Origin of the sequence: Pseudooceanicola onchidii (genome assembly GCF_004959925.1) — a bacterium.
GTDB classification, from domain to species: Bacteria; Pseudomonadota; Alphaproteobacteria; order Rhodobacterales; family Rhodobacteraceae; genus Pseudooceanicola; species Pseudooceanicola onchidii.
Genome location: NZ_SPUW01000003.1, coordinates 623038 through 644066, shown reverse-complemented (window position 1 = coordinate 644066; position 21029 = coordinate 623038). Strand labels below are relative to the sequence as shown.

The 21029-nt window shown below is 66.8% G+C and carries 24 protein-coding genes; 3 read left to right on the top strand and 21 right to left on the bottom strand.

Features of this window, described 5'->3' with window-relative positions:
* The first annotated feature begins 52 nt into the window (after positions 1-52).
* Entirely contained in the window at positions 53-559 is a 507-nt protein-coding gene (locus tag E4S58_RS16075) for a peptidylprolyl isomerase (protein WP_136637463.1), read from the top strand.
* The gene (locus E4S58_RS16070) at positions 552-1112 is read left to right on the top strand and encodes a peptidylprolyl isomerase (protein WP_136637462.1); all 561 of its coding nucleotides are present in this window, start codon (positions 552-554) and stop codon (positions 1110-1112) included. Before E4S58_RS16075 ends, E4S58_RS16070 begins: the two co-directional genes overlap by 8 nt.
* Before the next feature lie 69 nt (positions 1113-1181).
* Here the strand turns inward: E4S58_RS16070 and E4S58_RS16065 are convergent, their stop codons facing one another.
* The 19 genes from E4S58_RS16065 to E4S58_RS18055 form a co-directional block, all read right to left on the bottom strand.
* Positions 1182-2042, bottom strand: a complete 861-nt coding sequence (locus tag E4S58_RS16065) for an NYN domain-containing protein (RefSeq protein WP_169052695.1) — start codon at positions 2040-2042, stop codon at positions 1182-1184.
* Positions 2043-2228: 186 nt separating this feature from the next.
* Positions 2229-3032 (bottom strand): serine O-acetyltransferase, encoded by an 804-nt coding sequence (gene cysE / locus E4S58_RS16060; protein ID WP_136637460.1) that lies wholly within the window; start codon positions 3030-3032, stop codon positions 2229-2231.
* A 92-nt stretch (positions 3033-3124) separates the two neighbouring features.
* Positions 3125-7003, bottom strand: a complete 3879-nt coding sequence (locus E4S58_RS16055; RefSeq protein ID WP_136637459.1) for a baseplate multidomain protein megatron — start codon at positions 7001-7003, stop codon at positions 3125-3127.
* 3 nt (positions 7004-7006) lie between these two features.
* Positions 7007-7444, bottom strand: coding sequence for an NlpC/P60 family protein (locus E4S58_RS16050; RefSeq protein WP_136637458.1), 438 nt, complete (start codon positions 7442-7444; stop codon positions 7007-7009).
* On the bottom strand, positions 7441-8322 hold the full coding sequence (locus E4S58_RS16045) for a DUF2163 domain-containing protein (protein WP_205965403.1): 882 nt from the start codon (positions 8320-8322) through the stop codon (positions 7441-7443). The genes E4S58_RS16050 and E4S58_RS16045 overlap by 4 nt, the downstream gene beginning before the upstream one ends.
* Positions 8322-8954, bottom strand: coding sequence for a DUF2460 domain-containing protein (locus E4S58_RS16040; RefSeq protein ID WP_136637456.1), 633 nt, complete (start codon positions 8952-8954; stop codon positions 8322-8324). Before E4S58_RS16040 ends, E4S58_RS16045 begins: the two co-directional genes overlap by 1 nt.
* A gap of 209 nt (positions 8955-9163) precedes the next feature.
* Positions 9164-9826, bottom strand: a complete 663-nt coding sequence (locus tag E4S58_RS16035; RefSeq protein WP_136637455.1) for a phage tail tape measure protein — start codon at positions 9824-9826, stop codon at positions 9164-9166.
* On the bottom strand, positions 9823-10011 hold the full coding sequence (locus tag E4S58_RS16030; RefSeq protein WP_136637454.1) for a rcc01693 family protein: 189 nt from the start codon (positions 10009-10011) through the stop codon (positions 9823-9825). The genes E4S58_RS16035 and E4S58_RS16030 overlap by 4 nt, the downstream gene beginning before the upstream one ends.
* Positions 10008-10331, bottom strand: coding sequence for a gene transfer agent family protein (locus tag E4S58_RS16025; RefSeq protein ID WP_136637453.1), 324 nt, complete (start codon positions 10329-10331; stop codon positions 10008-10010). The genes E4S58_RS16030 and E4S58_RS16025 overlap by 4 nt, the downstream gene beginning before the upstream one ends.
* Positions 10331-10744: a phage major tail protein, TP901-1 family gene (locus E4S58_RS16020; RefSeq protein WP_136637452.1), complete on the bottom strand. Its 414-nt coding sequence runs from the start codon at positions 10742-10744 to the stop codon at positions 10331-10333. The genes E4S58_RS16025 and E4S58_RS16020 overlap by 1 nt, the downstream gene beginning before the upstream one ends.
* A 22-nt stretch (positions 10745-10766) precedes the next feature.
* A complete protein-coding gene (locus tag E4S58_RS16015) occupies positions 10767-11177 on the bottom strand; it encodes a DUF3168 domain-containing protein (protein WP_136637451.1) in 411 nt (136 codons plus the stop codon).
* The gene (locus E4S58_RS16010) at positions 11174-11509 is read right to left on the bottom strand and encodes a head-tail adaptor protein (RefSeq protein WP_136637450.1); all 336 of its coding nucleotides are present in this window, start codon (positions 11507-11509) and stop codon (positions 11174-11176) included. Before E4S58_RS16010 ends, E4S58_RS16015 begins: the two co-directional genes overlap by 4 nt.
* Positions 11506-12102: a head-tail connector protein gene (locus tag E4S58_RS16005; RefSeq protein WP_136637449.1), complete on the bottom strand. Its 597-nt coding sequence runs from the start codon at positions 12100-12102 to the stop codon at positions 11506-11508. Before E4S58_RS16005 ends, E4S58_RS16010 begins: the two co-directional genes overlap by 4 nt.
* Positions 12103-12234: 132 nt before the next feature.
* Positions 12235-13437 (bottom strand): phage major capsid protein, encoded by a 1203-nt coding sequence (locus E4S58_RS16000; RefSeq protein WP_136637448.1) that lies wholly within the window; start codon positions 13435-13437, stop codon positions 12235-12237.
* 32 nt (positions 13438-13469) lie between these two features.
* Positions 13470-13997 carry an HK97 family phage prohead protease gene (locus E4S58_RS15995; RefSeq protein WP_136637447.1) on the bottom strand — a complete coding sequence of 176 codons (528 nt, stop codon included), beginning with the start codon at positions 13995-13997 and terminating at the stop codon, positions 13470-13472.
* A 45-nt stretch (positions 13998-14042) separates the two neighbouring features.
* Positions 14043-14282: a GTA head formation protein, RCAP_rcc01685 family gene (locus E4S58_RS15990; protein ID WP_136637446.1), complete on the bottom strand. Its 240-nt coding sequence runs from the start codon at positions 14280-14282 to the stop codon at positions 14043-14045.
* Positions 14275-15441 (bottom strand): phage portal protein, encoded by a 1167-nt coding sequence (locus tag E4S58_RS15985; protein WP_136637445.1) that lies wholly within the window; start codon positions 15439-15441, stop codon positions 14275-14277. The genes E4S58_RS15990 and E4S58_RS15985 overlap by 8 nt, the downstream gene beginning before the upstream one ends.
* A 58-nt stretch (positions 15442-15499) precedes the next feature.
* On the bottom strand, positions 15500-16759 hold the full coding sequence (locus E4S58_RS15980) for a DNA-packaging protein (protein WP_240789575.1): 1260 nt from the start codon (positions 16757-16759) through the stop codon (positions 15500-15502).
* Positions 16760-16778: 19 nt separating this feature from the next.
* Positions 16779-17120 carry a hypothetical protein gene (locus E4S58_RS18055; RefSeq protein WP_136637444.1) on the bottom strand — a complete coding sequence of 114 codons (342 nt, stop codon included), beginning with the start codon at positions 17118-17120 and terminating at the stop codon, positions 16779-16781.
* A gap of 314 nt (positions 17121-17434) precedes the next feature.
* Between E4S58_RS18055 and E4S58_RS15970 the strand changes: the two genes are divergently transcribed.
* Positions 17435-18172 (top strand): VPLPA-CTERM sorting domain-containing protein, encoded by a 738-nt coding sequence (locus E4S58_RS15970; RefSeq protein ID WP_136637443.1) that lies wholly within the window; start codon positions 17435-17437, stop codon positions 18170-18172.
* Positions 18173-18308: 136 nt separating this feature from the next.
* Here the strand turns inward: E4S58_RS15970 and mltG are convergent, their stop codons facing one another.
* Complete coding sequence (gene mltG, locus E4S58_RS15965; protein WP_136637442.1) at positions 18309-19466, bottom strand: endolytic transglycosylase MltG; 1158 nt, start codon at positions 19464-19466, stop codon at positions 18309-18311.
* On the bottom strand, positions 19467-20729 hold the full coding sequence (fabF, locus tag E4S58_RS15960; protein WP_136637441.1) for a beta-ketoacyl-ACP synthase II: 1263 nt from the start codon (positions 20727-20729) through the stop codon (positions 19467-19469). It abuts the gene before it with no gap.
* Positions 20730-21029: the final 300 nt, after the last annotated feature.

The window sequence follows — 21029 nt, the reverse complement described above, 5'->3', positions numbered from 1 at the left end:
TTTTGCGCCAACCCCGCTTACACCAACCCCCGAACACGAAACGGAGGCACCCATGGCCGATATCAAAGACCCCGAAAACACCATCCTCGTCGAACTCAAGGGCGGCACCGTCACGATCGAGCTTCTGCCCGACGTCGCGCCCAAGCATTCCGAGCGGATGAAGGAACTGGCCCGCGCCGGCGCCTATGACAACGTCGCCTTCCACCGCGTGATCGACGGCTTCATGGCCCAGACCGGCGACGTCCAGCACGCCAACATGGAAAAGGACTACAACCCGCGCATGGCCGGCACCGGCGGCTCGGACATGCCCGACCTGCCTGCCGAATTCTCCAAGCTGCCGCACGACCGTGGCACCCTTGGCGCGGCACGCTCGCAGAACCCGAACTCGGCCAACTCGCAGTTCTTCATCAACTTCTCGGACAACCACTTCCTGAACGGCCAGTACACCGTCTACGGCCGCGTGACCTCCGGGATGGAACATGTCGACGCGATCACCCGGGGCGAGCCGCCCGCGAACCCCGATCGCATGATCTCGGTCAAGGTGGCCGCCGATGCGTAGCACCTTCGCCCTGATCGCGGCTCTGTCGGGCGCGCTGGCGGGGGCTCCGGCCCTGGCCACCGGGCTCGACATCGAAATCGCGGGTGAGGCCAACGGCGTCATCCACATCGACCTGGCCGAAGACGTCGCGCCCGGGCACGTCGCCCAGATCACCGCCCTGGCCCGGCAGGGGTCCTACGACGGCGTCTATTTCCACCGCGTGATCGACGGCTTCATGGCCCAGACCGGCGACGTGGAATACGGCCGCGTCGGCGGCGACATGCGCCGCGCCGGCATGGGCGGATCGCAGCTGCCGGATCTCAAGGCCGAATTCTCGGACGTGCCCTACGACCGCGGTGTCGTCGGCATGGCCCGGTCGCAAAGCCCCGACAGCGCCAATTCGCAGTTCTTCATCATGTTCGCCCCCGGCCATTTCCTGAACGGCCAGTACACGGTCGTCGGCCGCGTGACCGACGGGATGGAGATCGTCGACGCCATCAAGCGCGGCAAGGGCCAGAACGGATCGGTCGTCGGCGAACCCGACCGCATGGTCAAGGTCACCGTGACGGACTGATCGCTGCCATGCGACAGACCAAGAAACGCGCCTTACGGGGCGCGTTTTTTGTTGGCTTGGCCACCGACTCTACCTGCGCGCAGCAAGTACCTCGGCATGGTTGAATTCGGGGACGAAGAACCCCCGCCTTTTTCGCAGATTGCGCGCGGCACGACTGTCTCTGAACAGATCGTTCGACACGATATCAGCGTCCAATTTGGCAGCCGCTTCGATAATGCGGACATCCGCATTCACGCCCTTTGCGACAACTTCGACACGGGGCCGCCCGCCAAGTCGCGATCGGAGTTCAGCAGCACCGAGATAGCGCGTGCCCACCTTGTACCCGATGCTCGCATCGAACACGACGAGCGGTTTCAAACCCTCGTCTTTGAGGATGGCGATCACCGCCGACACGGATTTCAAACTGGGGCAGGTGTCCGCCCCCCAATGCGCCACGTTCGACCCGTCCACGATCACGCGCGGCCGACGCCAACGGCGGCGTCTAACGGGTGCGGCGACCACAGGCGTCGCTTCGCAGGCCGTGGCCTCCCACACGGTGCGGGTCCGGGTCTTGTAATAGGGGTTCCCGCGCGGGCCGGTCCCTGCCTGATACCGCGTTTTCTGCGTCTTTCGGGTTAGGTTGCACAACACGTTGGCCTGCACGAAAGTCCGCGCCGCCCGGACCGCCAAAATCGACTCGGCCCGCCCGCGCTCAGACGCGTCACAACTGACAGCACCAAGTTCTGTTAGCTCGTATCCATCCACCCGATCCTCAGCCGTGACCGCGAAAATCGCGCCACGCAGCATCAGGCGTTCGGCTTCGCGACGGTGGTCGTCAAGCCGGGATGCGCGCCGCTCCGCGTCGCCCCCCTTGCCTCGGCTGGTCCTGCCCCTGAGCAAGGCCGCGAGAAGCCCCAAACCGAAAATTGCGAGAGCAACGTAAAGAACCAAGGACCACCTCCCAGACATTTGCAAACGATCCACGACGTGTCGCAATAGGTCGAAAAAACCTGGCTAGCGACGCTGGAACCTGCAGCGCCCCAAATATCGCTCACAAAAAAGGCGACCCCAAGGCCGCCTTTCAAATCTCACCACATGCCGTAGGGTGCGTGCTCTGCACGCACCGCCGCGACCGTATTACCCCCCGAACAGGTGGTTCATCGACATCGCGGGCTGATCGCAGCCGGCCTCGCCCACGACCTTGGCAGGCACACCGGCGACCGTCTTGCAGGGCTCCACATCGTGGAGCACCACGGACCCGGCCGCTATCCGCGAACAATGGCCGATGCGGATGTTGCCCAGCACCTTGGCGCCCGCGCCGATCAGCACGCCGTCACCGATCTTGGGGTGGCGGTCGTCATCTTCCTTGCCGGTCCCGCCCAGGGTCACCGAATGCAGCATCGACACGTTGTTGCCGACCACCGCCGTCTCGCCGATGACGATGGAATGGGCGTGGTCGATCATGATCCCCTGCCCGATCCGGGCCGCCGGGTGGATGTCGATGCCGAACACCTCGGAGCTGCGCATCTGGAAGAAATACGCCAGGTCGCGGCGCCCTTCGGTCCACAGCCAATGCGCCACGCGATAGGCCTGAACCGCCTGGAACCCCTTGAAATAGAGCAGCGGCTGCAGAAACCGGTGGCAGGCCGGGTCGCGTTCGAAGGTGGCCACGATATCGGCACGCGCGGCATTGGCCAGCGTCGGGTCGGCGGCATAGGCCTCGTCGCAGATCTCGCGCAGAAGCTGTTCGGACATCTCGGAATTCGACAGTTTCATCGCGACGCGATAGGCCAGCGCGTTCTCGATCGACGGGTGATGCAGCAGCGCCGAATGGATCTGGCCGCCCAGCAGCGGTTCGTCGCGGATCGCCTGTTCGGCTTCCTGCGTCATCCGTTCCCAGACCGGGTCTACCTGGGCCACGCGGGGTTGGGTCTTGGCCATCGGGGATCCTTTCCGTTTCCGTCAGCCTAGCAGATAGGGGGTCCCACCCCAAACGCAATGACGTGATCTGGTTGATTTCGGATCGGAATAGGTCAGAGCCATTGCCGCGTCCACCCCCCGGCCCCGTATAGGGCCGAAATCTGGGCGACCTCGACCCGCAGACCAGGGGCGCCGCCGTCCTCGGCCTGCTGCGCGGCGGTGTAGGTCCAGCCGGGCGTGTCCAGCATGACCTCGCGCCGCAGCGCGGTGCCCTCCATGATCCGCAGAAGATAGCGCTCTGCCTCCTCGCCAAGCGGGATGTCGATCCCGTCCCAGCTGTCGGCGGCGATCCGGGACCGGCGAATCCAGCGCAGGTGCAGATCGTCCCCCTCGGGCGTGACGCGCAGGTGCACCGGCGACAGCGGCCGCAGCCCGAGGCCTGGAAAGGCGTGCACCGCGTGGCGATAGGATCCGTCGGCATAGTCGCGCCGCGCGGGCCCGATGCGATAGTGCCGCGCCAGCCCGCGCTGCGCCGCCGTCAGCCCAAGCTGCGTCGGCGCGCCGTCCATCAGCACCACGTAGGATCCGGCGGGCCAGACCGCAGGCATGGTCGCATCCGTGCCCAGCTGCCCCCGCAGCCGGTGCGAGATCAGCCAGACGCCATCGCCCGCAGGCACGGCATCGCGGAACTGCAGCAGCTCCCATCCCTCGGGCGTGCCGTCGCCTATGGCCATCAGGTTCCGGCCCGCCAGCAGCGCCGCTTCGGTGACCGAGGTGAGGCTGCCGCTGGTCAGGCGCAGGGCCAGAGGTTCCCCCCGGTCGATCCGGCCCATGGGCGCGGCAGAGAGCGGCGCTTGCGTCACGCCAATCACGGCCCGGCGGTCGATCACCTGATCTAGCGCGTAATCGGCATCGAGATCGCCCGAATAGACCGCCACCGTGCCGGGCCAGGGCTGGGCCGTCACCGCGACATGCGGTGCATGGGGCACCTCGTCCCCGCGCATCAGCGGCAGGTCCAGAAACAGCGGGAAGACCGGAACGGGCGGCACGAAGGCCTCGACCCGCGCCTTGGCCTCGACCAGGTCGACCGGGCGATAGGCCTCGGCCTCGATCCGTACGGCCTCGATCAACTGGCCCGCGCCCCGCTCGATCCGGTCGACACGATAGAGATCGCTCGTTCCGGTAATCCGCACAACATCCCCCGCGCCCAGATCCATGCGCGACGGCGGCAGCACGCAACGCAACGTGTCCCGCGCCGCCGACGCCTCGGCCAGCCAGCGTTCCACCACCTGCCGCCCCTCGCCGCGCAGCAGGACAAGCGGCAGCTCCTGCGCCGCGACGACATTGCTGTCCTCGCGCGGAAGGACGGCTTCCTCGGCGATGGTTTCGAAATTCGCCTCCGCTTCGATGAACCGCAGACGGACCCGGCCCGCCATCTCGGCCTCGCTGGCGCGGTGCTCTTCGACCGCGCCCTCCGTCTCGGGCGTGATGCAGACCGATCCGGCGTCGACCACCGCATCCACGCGACCGTCGCGCATGACAAACTGCAGCACACCCTCGCGGTCCACCGCGTCAAACCCATAGCGCAGCATCAGTGGCTGCAGCGCCGCGCGCCCGGTGCCCTGCGGTTCCTCATACCCCCAGACCACACCGTGCAAGCCGCTGACATCATAAGCCGCAACCCCGGCGCGCGCACAGATCTCGGCCACGACGCCGGCCAGCGACCGGGCTGAGGCGCGGCCGGTGATCCAATGCCCCCGCGCGTAATTTTCCCCGTCGCCCCACTGGTCGCGGGCGTTCGGAAACCAAGGGAAAGGGCGCGCGTCCCAGGCCCAGACATGGGCACGGTCCATGTCGATCATGGGCGCGTCATAGACGGCCGAGACGGGGTTCATGGCCGGATCACCCCAATAGGACAGCATCGCCCGCAGGTACTGCATGGCGATCACGTCATCCCGCCGCCCGGTCGAGAAATACGGCAGCGCGGATTCCGACGATTTCGGGTCGAGGAACTTGTTCGGCTGGTTCGTTCCCTTGTCGATGGCCGCGCAGCCCAGCTCGGTGAACCAGACCGGTTTCGACTGCGCCTCCCACGCCGTCGGCTCCAGCGCGCGGACCCCGCCGATGCGTTCGTAATGACGGTTCTGCCACCAGTTGCGGATGTCCTTCACCCGCCAGACCCAGGGCTCGCCCTCGCCATCCGTGATCGGCGTGCGGATCTGCGCCGCCCGGGCCGCGTCCGAATGATAATACCAGTCGTAAAGCTCGCCGCCCTCGATATTGGCCTTGAGGTAGCCAAGGTCATGCACCGCGCCCCAGTGGGCATCCGCGTGATCCTCGCCCTCGCGCCAGTCCGACAGGGGCAGGTAATTGTCGATCCCCACGAAATCGATGTTTGGATCGGCCCAAAGCGGGTCGAGCGGGAAATAGAGATCCCCGTCGCGCTGATAGCCGGAATATTCCGTCCAGTCCGCCGCATAGCCGATCTTTGCCTCGGGCAGCAGCGCCCGCACCTCAGCCGCCAGCGCGATCAGCTGCGCCACCGCCGGAAAGCCCTGATCATCGCGGATGCGGGTCAGGCCGACCATTTCCGACCCGATGCAGAACGCATCGACACCGCCTGCGGCGGCACAGAGCGCGGCCTGATGCAGAACGAACCGTCTATACGTCCACTCCGCCGGGCCGGTGTAGCTGACCGTGCCAGGGCCCACGGTAAAATCCGTGGCGCTTACGGTGCCAAAGAACGCCGCGACCTCTGCCGTGGTTGCCGCCGTCCCGTCCGGGCTGCCCGCCACGCCATGGGCCAGCGACGCGGTGATCCGCCCCCGCCATGGCAGAACGGGCTGGCCGTCATCGCCGCCGTAAGGGTCAGGCAGGTCATTTCCGGCCCCCTGCAGCATCAGGATGAACGGGTAATACATCACCTTCTGACCCCGGCCTGCCATCTCGCGCAGCGCCTCGATCACCGAGACATCGCAGGGCGTGCCGCCATAGATCGGGCGACCGTCCTTCTGCGCGATCTGCATCGCCGCGGCCCGCGGGACACCGGAGACCGTCCAGGGCATCGCCGCCCCGTCGCGGTCCCGCAGCTCCACCCCCGGACGGATCGTGCACGCGCCACACCGCAGGTCATCCCCGAACCAGCTGACGATCAGCGAGACATGATCGCAGCCGGGCAGAGACGCCTCCATCTGGTCCAGCGCAGTCGGGAAATCAGCCTGCCCGGAGGGGGAGCTGACATTCGCCGCCTCCACCCGCCCCGCGCCGTGATCGAAGGTCACCGGCGTGACCGCCAGCGCGTATTCACCCGATCCGGGCATCATCGCCACGGCGCGGATGGCGCGGGCGGGATCGTCGGGGGCGATGTCGGCGGGAGCCGGGCGTATCACCTCGAACCCGAACTGCGGCAGTCGGTTGCCATAGGCCGAGAGGTCCAGATCCTCGATCACCACATAGGCCGTGCCGCGATAGGCGGGCACGGCGACTGCGCCCTCGACCGCCTCCATCTTGGGGTCGGGCAGCTGGGCGTCGGACCCGGTGTAGACCCGCAGCGACAGGTCGGCCGACGCGATTTCGGTGCCATCGGCCCAGATGCGACCAACGCCCGAAATCTCGCCCTCGCACAGCGCGATCGCAACGCTGACCCGGTAGGAATAGTCGCGCCGCACCGGTTGACGCGGCGCGCCCTTGCCCCCGCCCGAGGTCGTGACGACCTCTTCGAACTGCGTGGCCCAGATGACCTGCCCGGCCACGCGGATCCGCCCGTGCACCCGCGCCACCGGATCGCCTTCGCCCGCGCCCATGAAGCGCAGGCGGTCGACGCGGCCGGTCTCAACCGGGTCGGACCCCTGCCCCATGATCCGCTGGTCGAGGGCCCGGCCCACCACCGCGCCGACGAACCGCCCCGCAACCACCGAGCTGAGCCCCAGGACCGTGCCGCCAAGCGACCCGCCGATGGCCGCTCCGGCGGCGGAAAGAACAAGCGTTGCCATGGATCAGGTCTCCGTCACGGGAAAGGTGAACCGCGCCACGACGCGCCGCGCCCAGGGGGCGGTCAGCGCGCTTTCAACGACCGCATGGCCGGAATAGGCGTGGATGAAGGTGGGGTGCGCACCGATATTTCCCAGCACGCCCAGATGCTTGGCGACACCCCGGTCACGCATGCGGAACAGAACCACCTGCCCCGGCGCGGGATCCGTCGCGGGAACCAGGTGGCGCAGGGCCGCCTGCCACAGCGCCTCTTCCCCCGAGGGTTCGGACCAGTCGCGCGAATAGGCCGGAATCGGTTCAGGCTCCGCCCCGCAACAGGTGCGCCAGACGCCGCGGATCAGGCCCAGGCAATCCGTGCCCACCCCCTGGTGCGAGGCCTGATGCAGGTAGGGCGTGCCGATCCACGCGCGGGCGGCCTGAACTGGGGATGTTTCGGGGGTCATCGGCGGCTGCCCCCCGTGCTCTGCCCGGCGGTCGAAGGCACGGCCTTGAGCCAGTCTTCGCCGGGGATGTCGGGAAAGCCACGGAAATTCAACAGGTTGTTGAACTTGTAGCGACAGGTGTCCATCCGCTTGTCACAGCCCGCCTCGATCCGGATCAGATCACCGGGGGCCAGCGGGGCGCGGATCGACTGCCAGAGGTCGAAATTCCGTACGCCCCCGTCTGTCACATCGCGCTTGATCGTGCCCGACAACCCCATGGCCGCGCCACCCAGAACGGACAATCTGCCACGTGTGAACCAATCGGGTTCGTGATCCGGCAGAGCCTCGACCGTAACCCGCGCGCCCACCACGGAAATCACCGGCACCTCGACCGCGTAGCCCGGCGCCGACAGGTCAAACCCGCAGGCCGCATCCCCCAATACGGCACCGCATGGTTTCTGATAAACCCGGCCCGTGGGCTGGTTCAGCGCCTCGGCCAATCCACGCAGTTCGGCCGTGAAGGCCCCGCCCGCGCGCCGTATCTCACCGATCGTTCCGCGAAAGATCAGCTGGTGCTGGTCGACCGCCTGCCAGTTCACCAGCCAACAGCGCACCTCGGCCCCATCATAGCGCCCGGCATCGATATCGCCCTCGCGAATGGCCGCATCGCTCAGCGCGCCGATCGCCTCTGAGTTGTCGACGGCCAGCCCCGTTCCCTGTTGCAGCGCCAGCGCCGAGAGCCCGCTGTCCGCGCGAAACCGGATGTTCTGAAACTCCAGATCCCGGTCATGGTCGGTGAACCCCAGCACCACGCCATCGCCGCGCGTGATCGCCCAGGCGTGGGCCACATGGGTCGTGCCGGTGGCCAGATGGGCGCGCAGTCCGTCGTGAAACGCCATCAGACCCGCACCTCGACCACCGGCACCGAGGGCACGTCGCCCGCCTGGAAGGACGCCACCGACATGGCGATGTGATCGGTGTCAAAGCGCACCGGCACGTCAAATTCGAACCCCGCCGTGACCTCGGCCTCCGGCGCGGGCGCCTCTGTCAGAACTACCGTTCCGGTGGTCAGGTCGACGGTATACCCCAGCCCTTCCTGCAGTTCGGCCCCGTTGACTCCGATCCGGACCGTGCCCGCGACCGGCTTGGTGATCCGGCGCGCATGCACCTGCTGGCCCGAGCGATAAAGCTTGGTCAGCTGGAAGGTCGTGGTCGTGCCGTCGCCCCGCGCAATCAATTGATCCGTATGGGCAATCTGACCGCTTGGCAGGCAGGAGGCATAATCCCCCCAGTCCTTCCAGCGAAACCCGTAAAGCTGTCCCTCGCGCGCCTCGAAGAACGCCAGCAGCGCCGCGATATCGTCAAGCGACCGCATCGACACCCCCGCATCATAGCGGCGGCGGGACTGGGACCAGGGGGCATTACGTTCCTCGAACCCGTTGGCGAGCGTGACGATGTCGGTGCGCCGTTCCGGTCCGCCGGTCGAGCCGAAGGAGAGCGCAGCGGGGAAGCGAATTTCGTGGAAAGACATGAGGTTGCTCCTGTTTGGGAGGGGCATCAGGGACGCGAGTTACGCAAATTGATCGAACGAAGTACGAAGGGCTGCGCCGACCCTCGGGGTGGCGCAAATGCGCCGCCCCAGGGGGGCGGGTCGGCGCAGCCCGGCGTGCCGCCGGGCGGACCTTATGGTCGAAGTCCCGACCATGTGCCTGTCGGCAAGTCGGCGCACATGCCCGAACATCACCGGTTCCGCCCCCCGCGCCCCAGCACCCGGCCCATCTGCGCGGCGATCTGGCTTTGCGACCGGCGAAAGCTTTCGGCATCCCGTGTCTGGATGTTCATCACGACCGTCACCGGCCGCCCGGCTTCGGCCCGCACGCCCAGCTTGCCATCGGGGCCGCGCGACAGGGGCATGATCGCCTCTGGCCCCGCCTCGCCCATCAGGCCCATGCCGCCGCGCATCGGAAAGGCGGTGGCCCCGCGCACGACACCGCCGTCGGCAAAGGGCATCACCCGGCCCTGCGACAGCGCCCCCCCTTTGGCAAAGGGCATAAGCCCTTGGAACAGCCCGCCGACACCCTGCGCCAGCATACCGCCGAAGTGATCGGTGACCGGCTTCACGGCGGCGGAATAGGCGGTGTTCACCACGGATCGTCCAACGATCCCAAGCACATCGGAAAACTTCGCCCCATCCATCACGGCCGCATCCAGCGCCCGGCGCAGCCCCCGCGACAGGCCCCGTTCCAACGTCTGAACATCCTTGCCCGTCTCGGCCAGCGCACCGCGCATCCGGCGCAATTCGCTGTCGAACCCGGCGACCATGCCGGTCGCGCCGCCAAGCGTGGTCTCAAGCGCCTCGACCTGGCCCTGCAGATCGCTAAAGCCTTCGATATCCTCGATCATTCCGTATCTCCTGTGTCCGGCCAGGCGGCCATGAGGCGGGCCAGCCCGGTGCGGGCCAGCGGTGCCGGGCCGCCCTCGCCCAGCATAAGCCGCAGTTCGGCCGGGGTGAGCGCCCAGAACTCGGCCGGGCGCAGGCCCAGGCCGGTGATCCCGGCGCGCATCAGACCCGGCCAGTCGATCCTCATGCCGCGTCCCCCGGCAGGGCAAAGGCGCCGGTCAACAGCGCCGCCGCCGCGCGAGAGGCCGCAACCGGCCCGCCCTCGATCTCCGCCGACAGCAGGTCAGCAGACCGACCGGTCCAGCCCCCGCCGCGCAGCCCCGCCACGATCAACGCCAGCACATCCCGCGTGGAAAACGACGACGTTTCAAAGCGTTCGACCAGTTCGACCAGCGACCCGGTCTGCAGCGTCGCCTCAAGCTCGGCCAGCGCGCCCAGGGTCAGCCGCATCACATGCGCCTGCCCGTCGATAACCAGCGTCACCTCGCCTGCATAGGGGTTGCCCATCAGATCGCCGTGAAGCTCAGCGCCCCGGCCGAGGCCAGCGCCATCTCATAGGTCGCCTCGCCGTCATGGGCGCCGGCATATTCGATCGAGGTCACCTGGAACGGTCCTTCGATGATGCCGAAATCGGGGATGATGACCTGGAACGCCGGCGTCTGGCCGTCAAAGAAGATCTGCCGCGCGCGTTCGTCGCTGTCGGCATCGCGGAACACGCCCGCCCCCGAAATCGCGGCCGAACGTACCCCGGCCCCGCCCAGCAGTTCGCGCCAGCCCCCGGTGCTTTCCAGGCTGGTGACATCCACCGCCTCGGCGTTGAAACTGACGCGGGTGGCGCGCAGGCCCGCCAGCGTCTGGAACTGCCCGTCGTCGGACATATCCACCTTGACCAAAAGGTCCTTGCCACTTTGGGCTGCCATTTTACGTCTCCTTCACAGGGGGTTAGATGTCTTCAAGCAGGGCGCGGAACGTCAGGTCGATGCGCCGCTGCTGCCCGGCCTCGTCGCGTCTGGCCTGAGCGCGCTGAAAGTTGAGCGTCACGATCCGCCCCCGGTCCAGCGGACCGAGCGGCGGCGCCAGCGCATCGGCGACGGCCCCCGCGACCACCTTGGCCTGCTGGAACCCCGCCGCGTCGGTGATGACCGACACGATGAAATCATGCCGCGCGCCCGAGACGCTGCGATCCGATCTTTCCTGCGCCTTTTCCGGGCCAAGCGAGACATAGAGCGACGGGATCGCCCCCACGGGCGGCGCGTCGAAGATCGCGGTGCCGACAAGGCCGGTCAGCGTCGCATCGGCCGACAGCGCGGCATAGACGGCCTTTTGCAACGCGGCAGAAAGCGCATAGGTCATGCCGCCACCTCTTCGGTCGCGAAACAGGTCAGGTAGTGGCCCCGGGGGTCGCGTTCGGCGACGGCCTCGATCCGGTAAAGCCTTGATCCTTCGCGGAAACGCTGCCCGGCCTCGGGGCGCGAGGGCGTGCCGAAGGGCGCGCCGCGCACGACGATCCGCCAGGTGACGCGGCCGGTGCCGATCAGCCCAAGCTCGGCCCCGCGCCCGGTGCGCGCGGTCACTTCGGCCCAGACCTCGCCCAGGGGCACCCAGGCTTCGGTGAAGCCGCCGGCGGCGTCGGGGACGCGCTGCGGATCTTCCAGCACCAGAAGACGATCCAGACGCGCGCTCATCCCAGGTCCCCCCGGAACAGCCGCATCGGGCGATAGCGTTGCAGCAGCGACGTGACGCCGAAGGGCATGCACCCCGTGCCAAGTGCCGTTGCCTCGCGGTTTTCGTAATAATGCGCGGCCAGAAGCATGACGGCCTGCGCCAGATCGGGCGGCAGATCGGACCAGGCGGGGCCGAAGCCGCCGGTGAACCGGACCCGCACCGACCCGTCGGCGGGCGGCATGGGAAGCCCCCGGGACCGCCCCCGCAACACCGGGAAATGCGTATCCTTTTCAAGCCGGTAGAGCAGCGGATCGACCGGCGTGGCATCGCCGTTGGCGTCCAGCAGCGCGACCTCGGTCACCGCGGTCACCGGGCCCACGGGCAGCGGTTCGCCATCGCGGCGGGTCCAGTGCGGAAAGCTCCAGGTCAGGTTGCGGGTCAGCAGCACCTTGCCGGTCCGCGCCTCGACCGAGGACAGGGCGGCGCGCAGGAACGATTCCAGCACCGCGTCCTGCACCGTGTCATTGGCGAACCCCCGTCCAAGCCGCAGGTGCGTCTTGAATTCCTCGACCGGCAGGGTGGCGGCCAGTATTTCCTCGTCTTCGATCAACATCCCCGAACCCCTTCTAACTGCGGCGAAATCTGGCGCGTGCCCGCCCGAACCGATACGGACGGAGGGAGCAGCTGGTCAGCCCGTGCGACCACGCGCCTGGCCGGGGCGCGCACGCCCCGACCGTCACGACCCTCAGGAGGCCGAGAACTTCAGCAGCTTGATCGCCGCGAAATCGGTGACATCCCCGCCGACGCGCTTGGTCGCGTAGAACAGAACGTGCGGTTTGGCGCTGAACGGATCGCGCAGCACGCGCAGGTCCGGACGTTCGGCCACGGTATAGCCCGCGTGGAAATCCCCGAAGGCGATGGCACAGGCGTCGGTGACCATGTCCGGCATGTCCTCGGCCACCAGAACCGGGTAGCCCAGCAGCCGCGCAGGTTCGCCCGCAGCCAGACCGTCGGACCACAGGAAGCGACCTTCGCCGTCCTTGAGCTTGCGCACGGCGCCGGCGGTCTTGGAATTCATAACGAACGTTCCGTTGGCGCGGTAACGGGCGCCAAGCGCATAGACGAGGTCAATGATCGCATCCGCCGGATCGGTCGCGGCAAAATCGCCGCCGACGCCCGTGGTGATGAAGCCGATGTTGCCCCAGCTCCAGCCGGTATCCACCACCTGGGGGTGTTCCAGAATGCCCGTGGGCTTGTCGGATCCGTCGCCTGTGATGAACGACGCGGCTTCGGACCGGGCGAACTTGTCGGCGATGCGTTCGGCCAGCCAGGCTTCGATGTCGAAGGCGCTGTCGTCGAGCAGCCGCTGAGACGCCTTGGGCAGCGCGGCGAGTTCAAAGAGCGGGATCGAGATGCGATCAACCTGGGCGGTCGCACTTTCGCTGACCGATCCGGTTTCCGTCACCCAGCCCGAACCGACCTCGGACTTGTCGACCAGCACGTCGTAGGACGAGGCTTCGACCTGCACGACATTGGCGACCTGGCGCAGCGAAGCGGCCGAATGCAGCACGCCCTGGATCGCGGCCGAGGTCTGCGGATCGACAAGGTAGCCACCATCGGCGGCGACAGAGGTGCTCATCGCCTTGCCTTCAAGCGTGAGGCCGCGCAGCGCGTCGTCATCGCCCGAACGAAGATAGGCGCCAAAGGCCTTCTGATGCGGCGCGCCCGTGTCGGCGTCGCGGGCCAGCGCGGGACGGGCCCCGGCGTGTGTCTTGCGGTCAAGCATGGTCATACGGCTTTCCTGTTGTTTCATCCGGTCTGTCATCTGGTCGCGGAACATCTTGAATTCCGTAACAAATCCCGCGACTGCGGTTTTCACCTCGGCCATCGGGGCGCTGCCGTCGGGCATGCCTTCTCCGGGCCGAGAAAAGCTCTCGGGTCGTTCCATCATCCATTCCCCGTTGACGGGTTGCGCCGGGCCTAGTGCCCCGACAGTTCCAGCCGCGCGTCGTCAAAGACCGCCGCCAATTCGCGCATCGTGTCGTCCAGGGCCGTGCCCTTGGCCGCCACCCGCGCACTGGGCAGCATCGGGAAGGTGACAAGCGACACCTCCCAGAGCTCCAGTTCCATGAGGAGGCGTCCGCCCCCGTCGTTCTTGCTGGACCGAACGGTCCGATAGCCGATCGACAGCCCGTCGATCGCCCCCGCCCGGATCAGCGCCGCGGCCTCGGTCGCGCGGGCCACACCGTCCAGCAGGCGGCCCTTGACGTAGAGCCCCTTCGCATCCTCGCGCACCTCGGACCACACGCCGATAGGTTGTGCCGGATCATGCTGCCAGAGCATCTTGACCGCGCGGCCCGTGGCGAGCGAGGCGGCATAAGCGCCCCTGGCGACGCGATCCCCGCCACGATCGGCGGCGTCGAAGATCGACGCATAGCCTTCGATCGAGAGGTCGTCACTGACCGTGATGGCACTTTCCGTGCCGCTGAATTTCCGTTCCAGATCCATTGGTTGGTCCCCCTCTCTCAGTTCTGGTGAGAGATAAACTCAGATTTAAGGCAAGCGCGCTAAGAGCGACTGGAAGCCTTCTGCAAGTATCACCGCAACGACTCCGTAGACGGTGAGCCAGAGGCGGCGTTCGACCCGTTCGATCACAACCTCCAGTCGCGCGATGCGGTCGTGCAATGCCTCGACCTGAAGCCGCGAGACACGTTCGTGGGCTTCCAGCCGCAGGGCGGGCGCGCAGTCGAACCGTTCGAACCCATAGCGGCGGATATCGGTCTGGTCAGTCATCCGAAGCCTCCGCCGGCAGGCCCAGAAGCGCGCGTTTTTCGGCGCGGGTCAGGAAATCGGCCCCGGCCACGCGAGCCCATTGCGCGTCACGTTCGGCGGACAGCGCAGGCACCTGGTCAAGGTCCGGGCGCAGGGTCAGCGCCTCTCCGGTATAGCCTTGCAGCCAGCCGGAAATCGCCGCCGTCACGCGGGTCGCCAGCGGCAGGACGGTCAGGCGGAAAAACGCGCGATGTGCCTCGGCATAGTTCGCATAGGTCGCGTCGCCGGGGATCCCCAGCAGCATCGGCGGCACCCCGAAGGCCAGCGCGATGTCGCGCGCGGCGGCTTCCTTGGTGCGGTGGAATTCCATGTCCGAGGGCGAAAATCCCATGGGTTTCCAATCCAGCCCGCCTTCCAGAAGCATCGGGCGGCCTGCGTTGCGGGCGCCCATGTGGTGCGCCTCCAACTCGTTGGAAAGACGGTCGAATTGTTCCGTCGTCATGGTCGCGCCATCAGGGCCGTCATAAACCAGCGCGCCCGAGGGCCGCGCCGCATTGTCCAAAAGCGCCTTGGACCAGCCCGAGGCGGAATTGTGCACGTCGATCGCCTGTGCGGCGGCCTGCAGCGCCGAGAACCCGTAGTGGTCGTCCTGCGGATGGAAGCTTTTGACATGCAGGATCGGGCTGCGGTCGGTGACGGCGAACCGGTGCTTGCGCCCGCCGACGGTGTAGTCATAGGCCATCGGCCAGCCATCCGCGCCGGGCACGACCGACATCCGGTCCGAGCGCAGCACGTGCAGTTCGACCGGCGCGCCCTCGTCGGCCGCCACGGCCTCGACATAGCCATTGCCGGTGAGGATCAGCTGGCCATAGAGCGCCTCGAACAGCTCGGCCCGGCCTTGGGCAGGATTGGGGCGTGCCAGCAGGTCGATCACCGGGTGGCTGTCATAGCGGGCGCAGTCGTCCTGGCAGATCAGCGGCAGGGCGGCGGCGGCCTCGGCGATCAGTTTGACCGCGCGAAAGCCGACGGGGTTGCCCGCGAACCCGGTGCGGGTCAGCGAGGCCACGTCGCGCGGCGACCAGACCACGCGCCCGGCCGAGTGATAGGAGATCACGGGCCCGGCGGCGCTGGCCTTCTGTTCGGGGGCGGCTTCCTTGCGGAAGTAGTCGATCATGCCCATTGGGGTCTCCTCGCTTTCGGTGAAGACAATTTGCCAAGAATTGGTAAACGGAGCCTTCCTAGACCGTTCGCACCCGGGGGTTTCCACGCAACGGGGCGGCGTCGATCATCAGGTCGGTCAAGGCCCAGACCAGCGCATCGAGCCGGTCGGGCGATCCCCTGCCCTCCCATCCCCTTGATGTCATGGCACAAAGCTGATCCTCCAGCGTGCCAAACCCGCGCAGGTGATGCACCCGGCCCTGTTCGTAAAGCGCGGCGACAGGTTCGGCCCGGGCCTCTTTCCCCTTGGACGCGCGCACCTTGCGCAGCGGCACCTGGGCGTCGATCTGGCGGATCACGGCCTCGACCAGGTCACCGCCCTGGTTGACCTCGGCCACGATGCGGTCGGCGCGGTGGCGGTGATAGGCCTCGACCGCCGCCTCGGCCCATTTCGCCGGGCTGGCGGCGGTGACAGAGGCGTCTTCCAGCACATAGGCCCGCCAGTCGCCGCGCGCGCCCGCCTGCACCACGCCCGCCACCACGATCCCGCATTCGTCGGACCCGGCATGGCCCGTCACCGGCGGGTCCACCGCCACGACGATCCGGTCCAGCATCGGTGCGTCGCTGACCCGCGCGGATTCGACCATGGCATGCGTCCAGAGCGCGCCCTCGGTCGCGTCCAGCATCACCCCGTCCAATTCCTGCCGCCCAAGCGCGGTGCCCGCATAGCGCGCCCGCACTTCGGCCAGGAAGGACGCGGCCAGGTTGGCGCGGTTCGCTTCGGTCGGGGCATGGGTGATGACGGTCGAGGGCAGCGCCATCAGGTCGCGCAGGATCGCCACGGGGCGCGGCGTGGTGGTCACGCAGACGCGCGGCGCATCGCCAAGGCGCAGGGCAAACTGCAGCATGTCCCAGGTGTCCTGCGCGCGTTTCCACTTGGCCAGTTCATCCACCCAGGCGGCGTCGAACTGCGGCCCGCGCAGGCCTTCGGGGTCATGGGCGGAAAAGGCATGGGCCTGCGCGCCATTGGGCCAGGTCAGACGTTTGCGCCCGGCCTCCCACTGGGGGCGGCGATCGGGGGGCGAACAGGCGAGGATCCCGCTGTCGCCAAAGATCATCACCTCGCGCACCTGGTCGATCGTCTCGCCGACCAGCGCCACGCGCGAGGCGCGCCCGGCATCAAGCGGCCGGTCCCCTTCGACCTGGGCGCGCACCCATTCGGCCCCGGCGCGCGTCTTGCCCGCACCACGCCCGCCCAGGATCACCCAGGACCGCCAATCGCCCTCGGGCGGCAATTGATGGTCCATCGCCCAGAATTCGAAAAGGAAAGGGAGAGCCATGAGCTCTCCCTCCGTCAGTTCATCCAGAAACAGGTCCTGCGCCGCAGCATCGACGGAGGCTATCCAGCTTGCACCCGATCTCAGCCCGGGCGACGCCAAGGTCAAATCCGCTGTCGCCTGCGATTCCAAGGTGTTTGCGTTGTTCTTCATGAACCCGTGCCTCCACGTCATATGCCAGTTTCAGGAAATTCCGGACGTCCCCGGCACAGCGCAATGCTTCGCGCGTGGCGGCGGGTTCGTCGCTTTGGACGTACCCCTGCATGGCGCGCAGATCGTCCTTGAGCCGTTTTAACTCTTCAACGATTTCCGCGATGTGACCGGAAAGGTCGGTGGTCTGGTGCTCTGCCTTGATGAGAGTCATTCTTGGTGCCCTTGTTGTTGTTTTTGATTGGCCCGTCCGTGGTTTAGGCACGAAAAAAGGCCCGCGAGGGCGATTGCCCCGGGGCCTTGCGGACGTGCCTGTCCAGCGTAGGGTTACTTATACGTTAATGCGTGCGGTCGGTCAAATTGGCGGTGCAGGGATGCGTACGGTGGGTGTTGCAAACGGCAACGCGACGCTTGAATAAGGTGCATTGCATTAATTCCGCGCCTGTTTCGTGAATGCGAGTTTGACCTGGTTCGAACTTTCGGATACGAAACGGTATATATTTTATTCATTGGTTTCGAGGAAACAGCATGTTCGATCCAAGACTTGTTACCGGGGCCGCCGCAATGGCCGCCCTTTTCGCCGCCGCGCCTGCTCATGCCGTGTCGGTCACTTTCGACCTCGCAGGGGCAAGCGGATCGTCCCTGACAACGCTGTCCAATACGGAAAGTTTCGGCACCAGTGGTGGGATCGGCCTCGAGGTCAAAGGCCTGACGACCAACAATGGCAATATCGGCGAAAGCACCACCGAGACCCTGCCCAACCGCAGCAATCGCAAAATCACGCAGAATGAAACCGGCATTGGTATTGAGGCGAAAGACGGTGAGGAACGGGAAGAAGACTTCCGCGTTGGCCGTCGCGATACGCTCAAGTTCACATTCTCGACCGAAGTCAAACTGACGAACTTTGTCGCCTATGAATTCGGGGCGGAAACCGAAAGCCTCGCTCTGTACAACCAGGACAAGTCCAAGATCATTTCCACGGACACCCCGAACGGCAATTTCCTGATCCAGCCGCAATCTACCGGTGGCGATTATTTCACCCTGGATCTGGCGTCTTACAATATTGTCGGATCGATCTTCTATCTTGTCGGGCTGAGCTGTTCGCCCTGCAACAATGACAACGCCGAAGACGACAAGGGCTTCATGGTGAAATCCGTCACCGCCAGCATGCCCGCCGTTCCCGTCCCCGCCGCCCTGCCGCTTCTGGTCGGTGGCCTGGCCGGCTTGGGCTTTGTTGCCCGCCGCAGGCGCAAGCCCGCGGCCTGACGTTCACACGGCAGTGAAAAAGAAAACGGGGCACTGCGAGGCCCCGTTTTTCATGTCGAGTGATCGGCCTGAAGCCTGATCGGATCGCCTGGGCGCTTCGGCTGGGGCGACAGTACCGCTCCCCCCCGCGGACCGCTCAGTTCCCCGCCCGCTCCGCCTCGATCTGGCGCCACCTGGCGACGTTGGCGTTGTGTTCGTCCAGCGTCTCGGCGAAGGCGTGGCCGCCCGATCCGTCCGCCACGAAGAACACATAGTCCGTCTCGGCCGGGTCCATCGCGGCCTCGATCGAGGCGCGGCCGGGGTTGGCGATCGGGGTCGGCGGCAGGCCGTCGATCTGGTAGGTGTTATAGGGCGTCGCGCGGTCCAGTTCGCTGCGGCGCAGGCCACGGCCCAGCACGCCTTCGCCGCCTGTGATGCCGTAGATCACCGTCGGGTCCGTCTGCAGGCGCATTCCGGTGTTCAGGCGGTTCACGAAGACCGAGGCCACCTGCCGCCGTTCCTCGGCCACGCCGGTTTCCTTTTCGATGATCGAGGCCATGATCAGCGCCTCTTCCGGCGTGTCATAGGGCAGATCATCCGTGCGGTTGGCCCAGGCTTCCGCCAGGATCTCGGCCTGGGCGCGCTGCATCCGGTCGACAAGCTCTCTCCGATCGGCGCCCACGCGCACCTCGTAGCTGTCGGGGGCCAACGACCCCTCGTCCGGCACCGGCCCGACCTCGCCGTCCAGCACGTCGACACGCGCCAGCGCATCGACCACCTGCCAGGAGGTCACGCCCTCGGCCACCACGACGCGATAGACGGTGTCGCCCCGGTCCCGCATGGCGGTGAATTCGGCGGGCTTCTCGGCATCCGAGGCCAGTTCGAATTCCGCCCGTTCCTCGTACCGGCCCGCGGCGGCATCGAATTCGCGCACCTCGGCCACGGCCGAGGTCACGCCGATGCGATAGATGATCTGGCTGCCGCAGGTGTTGGCGCCGCCCCGGGTGACGATATCCACGATCTCTTCCATCGAGGCATGCGGCGGCACCAGGAAGGATCCGGCCTTCAGCTGGTTGGTCTTCTTGGTGTAATCCGCCCCCAGGCGCAGGATGGTGCCGCTGGTGACGGCGCCCTTGTCCTCGAGGTCTTTCGACACGGCGGACAGGCGGCCACCCGACGGCACGCGGACGCAGATCGCCTCGGCCAGGGGGCCGTCGGCGGTGTACTGGTTCTTGCCCCAGATCACCACGCCCCCCGCCAGGAAGATGACGACGATCAGCAGCGTCAGCGCGTTAGAGGCGACGGCCTTCCACATTTAATCGCGCACCTTGCCAAAGATGATCGAGGCATTGGTGCCGCCGAACCCGAACGAATTCGACAGCGCCACGTTGATCTCGCGCTTTTCGGCGGTGTTGGGCGCAAGGCTCAGCTTCGGCTCGATCGCGGGATTGTCGAGGTTGATGGTCGGCGGGGCGACCTGGTCGCGGATCGCGAGGATCGAGAAGATCGCCTCGATCGCACCGGCCGCGCCCAGCAGGTGCCCGGTGGCGGACTTGGTCGAGGACATGGTGGCCTTGTCGGCCGCATCGCCCATCAGACGCTCCACCGCGCCCAATTCGATCGTGTCGGCCATGGTCGAGGTGCCATGCGCGTTGATGTAGTCGATATCTTCGGGCGTCAGCCCCGCGCGATTCAGTGCCGCCTGCATCGACCGATAGCCGCCGTCGCCGTCCTCGGACGGTGCGGTGATGTGATAGGCATCGCCCGAAAGGCCGTAGCCCAGGTACTCACCGTAAATCTTCGCACCGCGCGCCTTGGCGTGTTCGTATTCCTCAAGCACCACGACACCGGCACCTTCGCCCATGACGAACCCGTCCCGGTCCGCATCATAGGGGCGCGAGGCCTTGGTCGGGTCGTCGCCGTACTTGGTCGAGAGCGCCTTGCAGGCATTGAAGCCCGCGATACCGATCTCGCAGATCGCGGCCTCGGCCCCGCCGGCGACCATGACATCCGCATCGCCCCACTGGATCAGCCGCGCCGCATCACCGATGGCATGCGCGCCGGTCGAACAGGCGGTGACCACCGCGTGGTTCGGGCCCTTGAAGCCATAGCGGATCGACACCTGGCCCGAGATCAGGTTGATCAGCGCGCCGGGAATGAAGAAGGGCGACACCCGCCGGGGGCCCTTTTCGGCCATCATCAGCGTGGTCTGTTCGATGGACTGCAGCCCGCCGATGCCGGACCCGATCATGACGCCGGTGCGCAGCTGGCCCTCGTCATCCTCGGGCATCCAGTCCGCATCGCGCACGGCCTGTTCGGCGGCGGCGATCCCGTAAAGGATGAAGTCGTCGACCTTGCGGCGCTCTTTCGGCTCCATCCAGTCGTCGGGGTTGAAGGTACCGTCGGTGCCGTCGCCATAAGGCACTTCGCAGGCGTATTTCGTGGTCACACGCTCGGGATTGAAGCGGGTGATCGGACCCGCGCCGGATTTTCCGTCCAGAATACGGCTCCAGCTTTCCTCGACCCCGCAGGCCAGCGGAGTGACAAGACCAAGCCCGGTGACAACGACACGACGCATATATCCGCCCCTTCACATTTTTCGTCAGATGCTCTTACCCCGCGCGCCCGGCACGGGGCAAGGGGGCGCGGTCCGCCCATGGCACAAGTCTGCGCAATCTTTGCGCGAAGACGGGGGGCTGTCTGCCCCCCGACCCCCGAGGATATTTCTGGCAAAAAGAAAGCCCGCCCCGTCATCTTGCCCCAAGTACTCCGGGGGCGCCCGCAGGGCGGGGGCAGAGCCCCCTCAGTATCCATTTGCCGCCATCCGACGGCGGGGGCAGAGCCCCCTCAGCATCCATTTGCCGCCGTCAGGCGGCGG

Coding starts and splice junctions, on each gene's coding strand:
- E4S58_RS16075 (WP_136637463.1), top strand. CDS start 53: ATGGCCGATATCAAAGACCCCGAAAACACCATCCTCGTCGAACTCAAG.
- E4S58_RS16070 (WP_136637462.1), top strand. CDS start 552: ATGCGTAGCACCTTCGCCCTGATCGCGGCTCTGTCGGGCGCGCTGGCG.
- cysE (WP_136637460.1), bottom strand. CDS start 3,032: ATGGCCAAGACCCAACCCCGCGTGGCCCAGGTAGACCCGGTCTGGGAA.
- E4S58_RS16055 (WP_136637459.1), bottom strand. CDS start 7,003: ATGGCAACGCTTGTTCTTTCCGCCGCCGGAGCGGCCATCGGCGGGTCG.
- E4S58_RS16050 (WP_136637458.1), bottom strand. CDS start 7,444: ATGACCCCCGAAACATCCCCAGTTCAGGCCGCCCGCGCGTGGATCGGC.
- E4S58_RS16045 (WP_205965403.1), bottom strand. CDS start 8,322: ATGGCGTTTCACGACGGACTGCGCGCCCATCTGGCCACCGGCACGACC.
- E4S58_RS16040 (WP_136637456.1), bottom strand. CDS start 8,954: ATGTCTTTCCACGAAATTCGCTTCCCCGCTGCGCTCTCCTTCGGCTCG.
- E4S58_RS16035 (WP_136637455.1), bottom strand. CDS start 9,826: ATGATCGAGGATATCGAAGGCTTTAGCGATCTGCAGGGCCAGGTCGAG.
- E4S58_RS16030 (WP_136637454.1), bottom strand. CDS start 10,011: ATGAGGATCGACTGGCCGGGTCTGATGCGCGCCGGGATCACCGGCCTG.
- E4S58_RS16025 (WP_136637453.1), bottom strand. CDS start 10,331: ATGGGCAACCCCTATGCAGGCGAGGTGACGCTGGTTATCGACGGGCAG.
- E4S58_RS16020 (WP_136637452.1), bottom strand. CDS start 10,744: ATGGCAGCCCAAAGTGGCAAGGACCTTTTGGTCAAGGTGGATATGTCC.
- E4S58_RS16015 (WP_136637451.1), bottom strand. CDS start 11,177: ATGACCTATGCGCTTTCTGCCGCGTTGCAAAAGGCCGTCTATGCCGCG.
- E4S58_RS16010 (WP_136637450.1), bottom strand. CDS start 11,509: ATGAGCGCGCGTCTGGATCGTCTTCTGGTGCTGGAAGATCCGCAGCGC.
- E4S58_RS16005 (WP_136637449.1), bottom strand. CDS start 12,102: ATGTTGATCGAAGACGAGGAAATACTGGCCGCCACCCTGCCGGTCGAG.
- E4S58_RS16000 (WP_136637448.1), bottom strand. CDS start 13,437: ATGGAACGACCCGAGAGCTTTTCTCGGCCCGGAGAAGGCATGCCCGAC.
- E4S58_RS15995 (WP_136637447.1), bottom strand. CDS start 13,997: ATGGATCTGGAACGGAAATTCAGCGGCACGGAAAGTGCCATCACGGTC.
- E4S58_RS15990 (WP_136637446.1), bottom strand. CDS start 14,282: ATGACTGACCAGACCGATATCCGCCGCTATGGGTTCGAACGGTTCGAC.
- E4S58_RS15985 (WP_136637445.1), bottom strand. CDS start 15,441: ATGGGCATGATCGACTACTTCCGCAAGGAAGCCGCCCCCGAACAGAAG.
- E4S58_RS15980 (WP_240789575.1), bottom strand. CDS start 16,759: ATGGCTCTCCCTTTCCTTTTCGAATTCTGGGCGATGGACCATCAATTG.
- E4S58_RS18055 (WP_136637444.1), bottom strand. CDS start 17,120: ATGACTCTCATCAAGGCAGAGCACCAGACCACCGACCTTTCCGGTCAC.
- E4S58_RS15970 (WP_136637443.1), top strand. CDS start 17,435: ATGTTCGATCCAAGACTTGTTACCGGGGCCGCCGCAATGGCCGCCCTT.
- mltG (WP_136637442.1), bottom strand. CDS start 19,466: ATGTGGAAGGCCGTCGCCTCTAACGCGCTGACGCTGCTGATCGTCGTC.
- fabF (WP_136637441.1), bottom strand. CDS start 20,729: ATGCGTCGTGTCGTTGTCACCGGGCTTGGTCTTGTCACTCCGCTGGCC.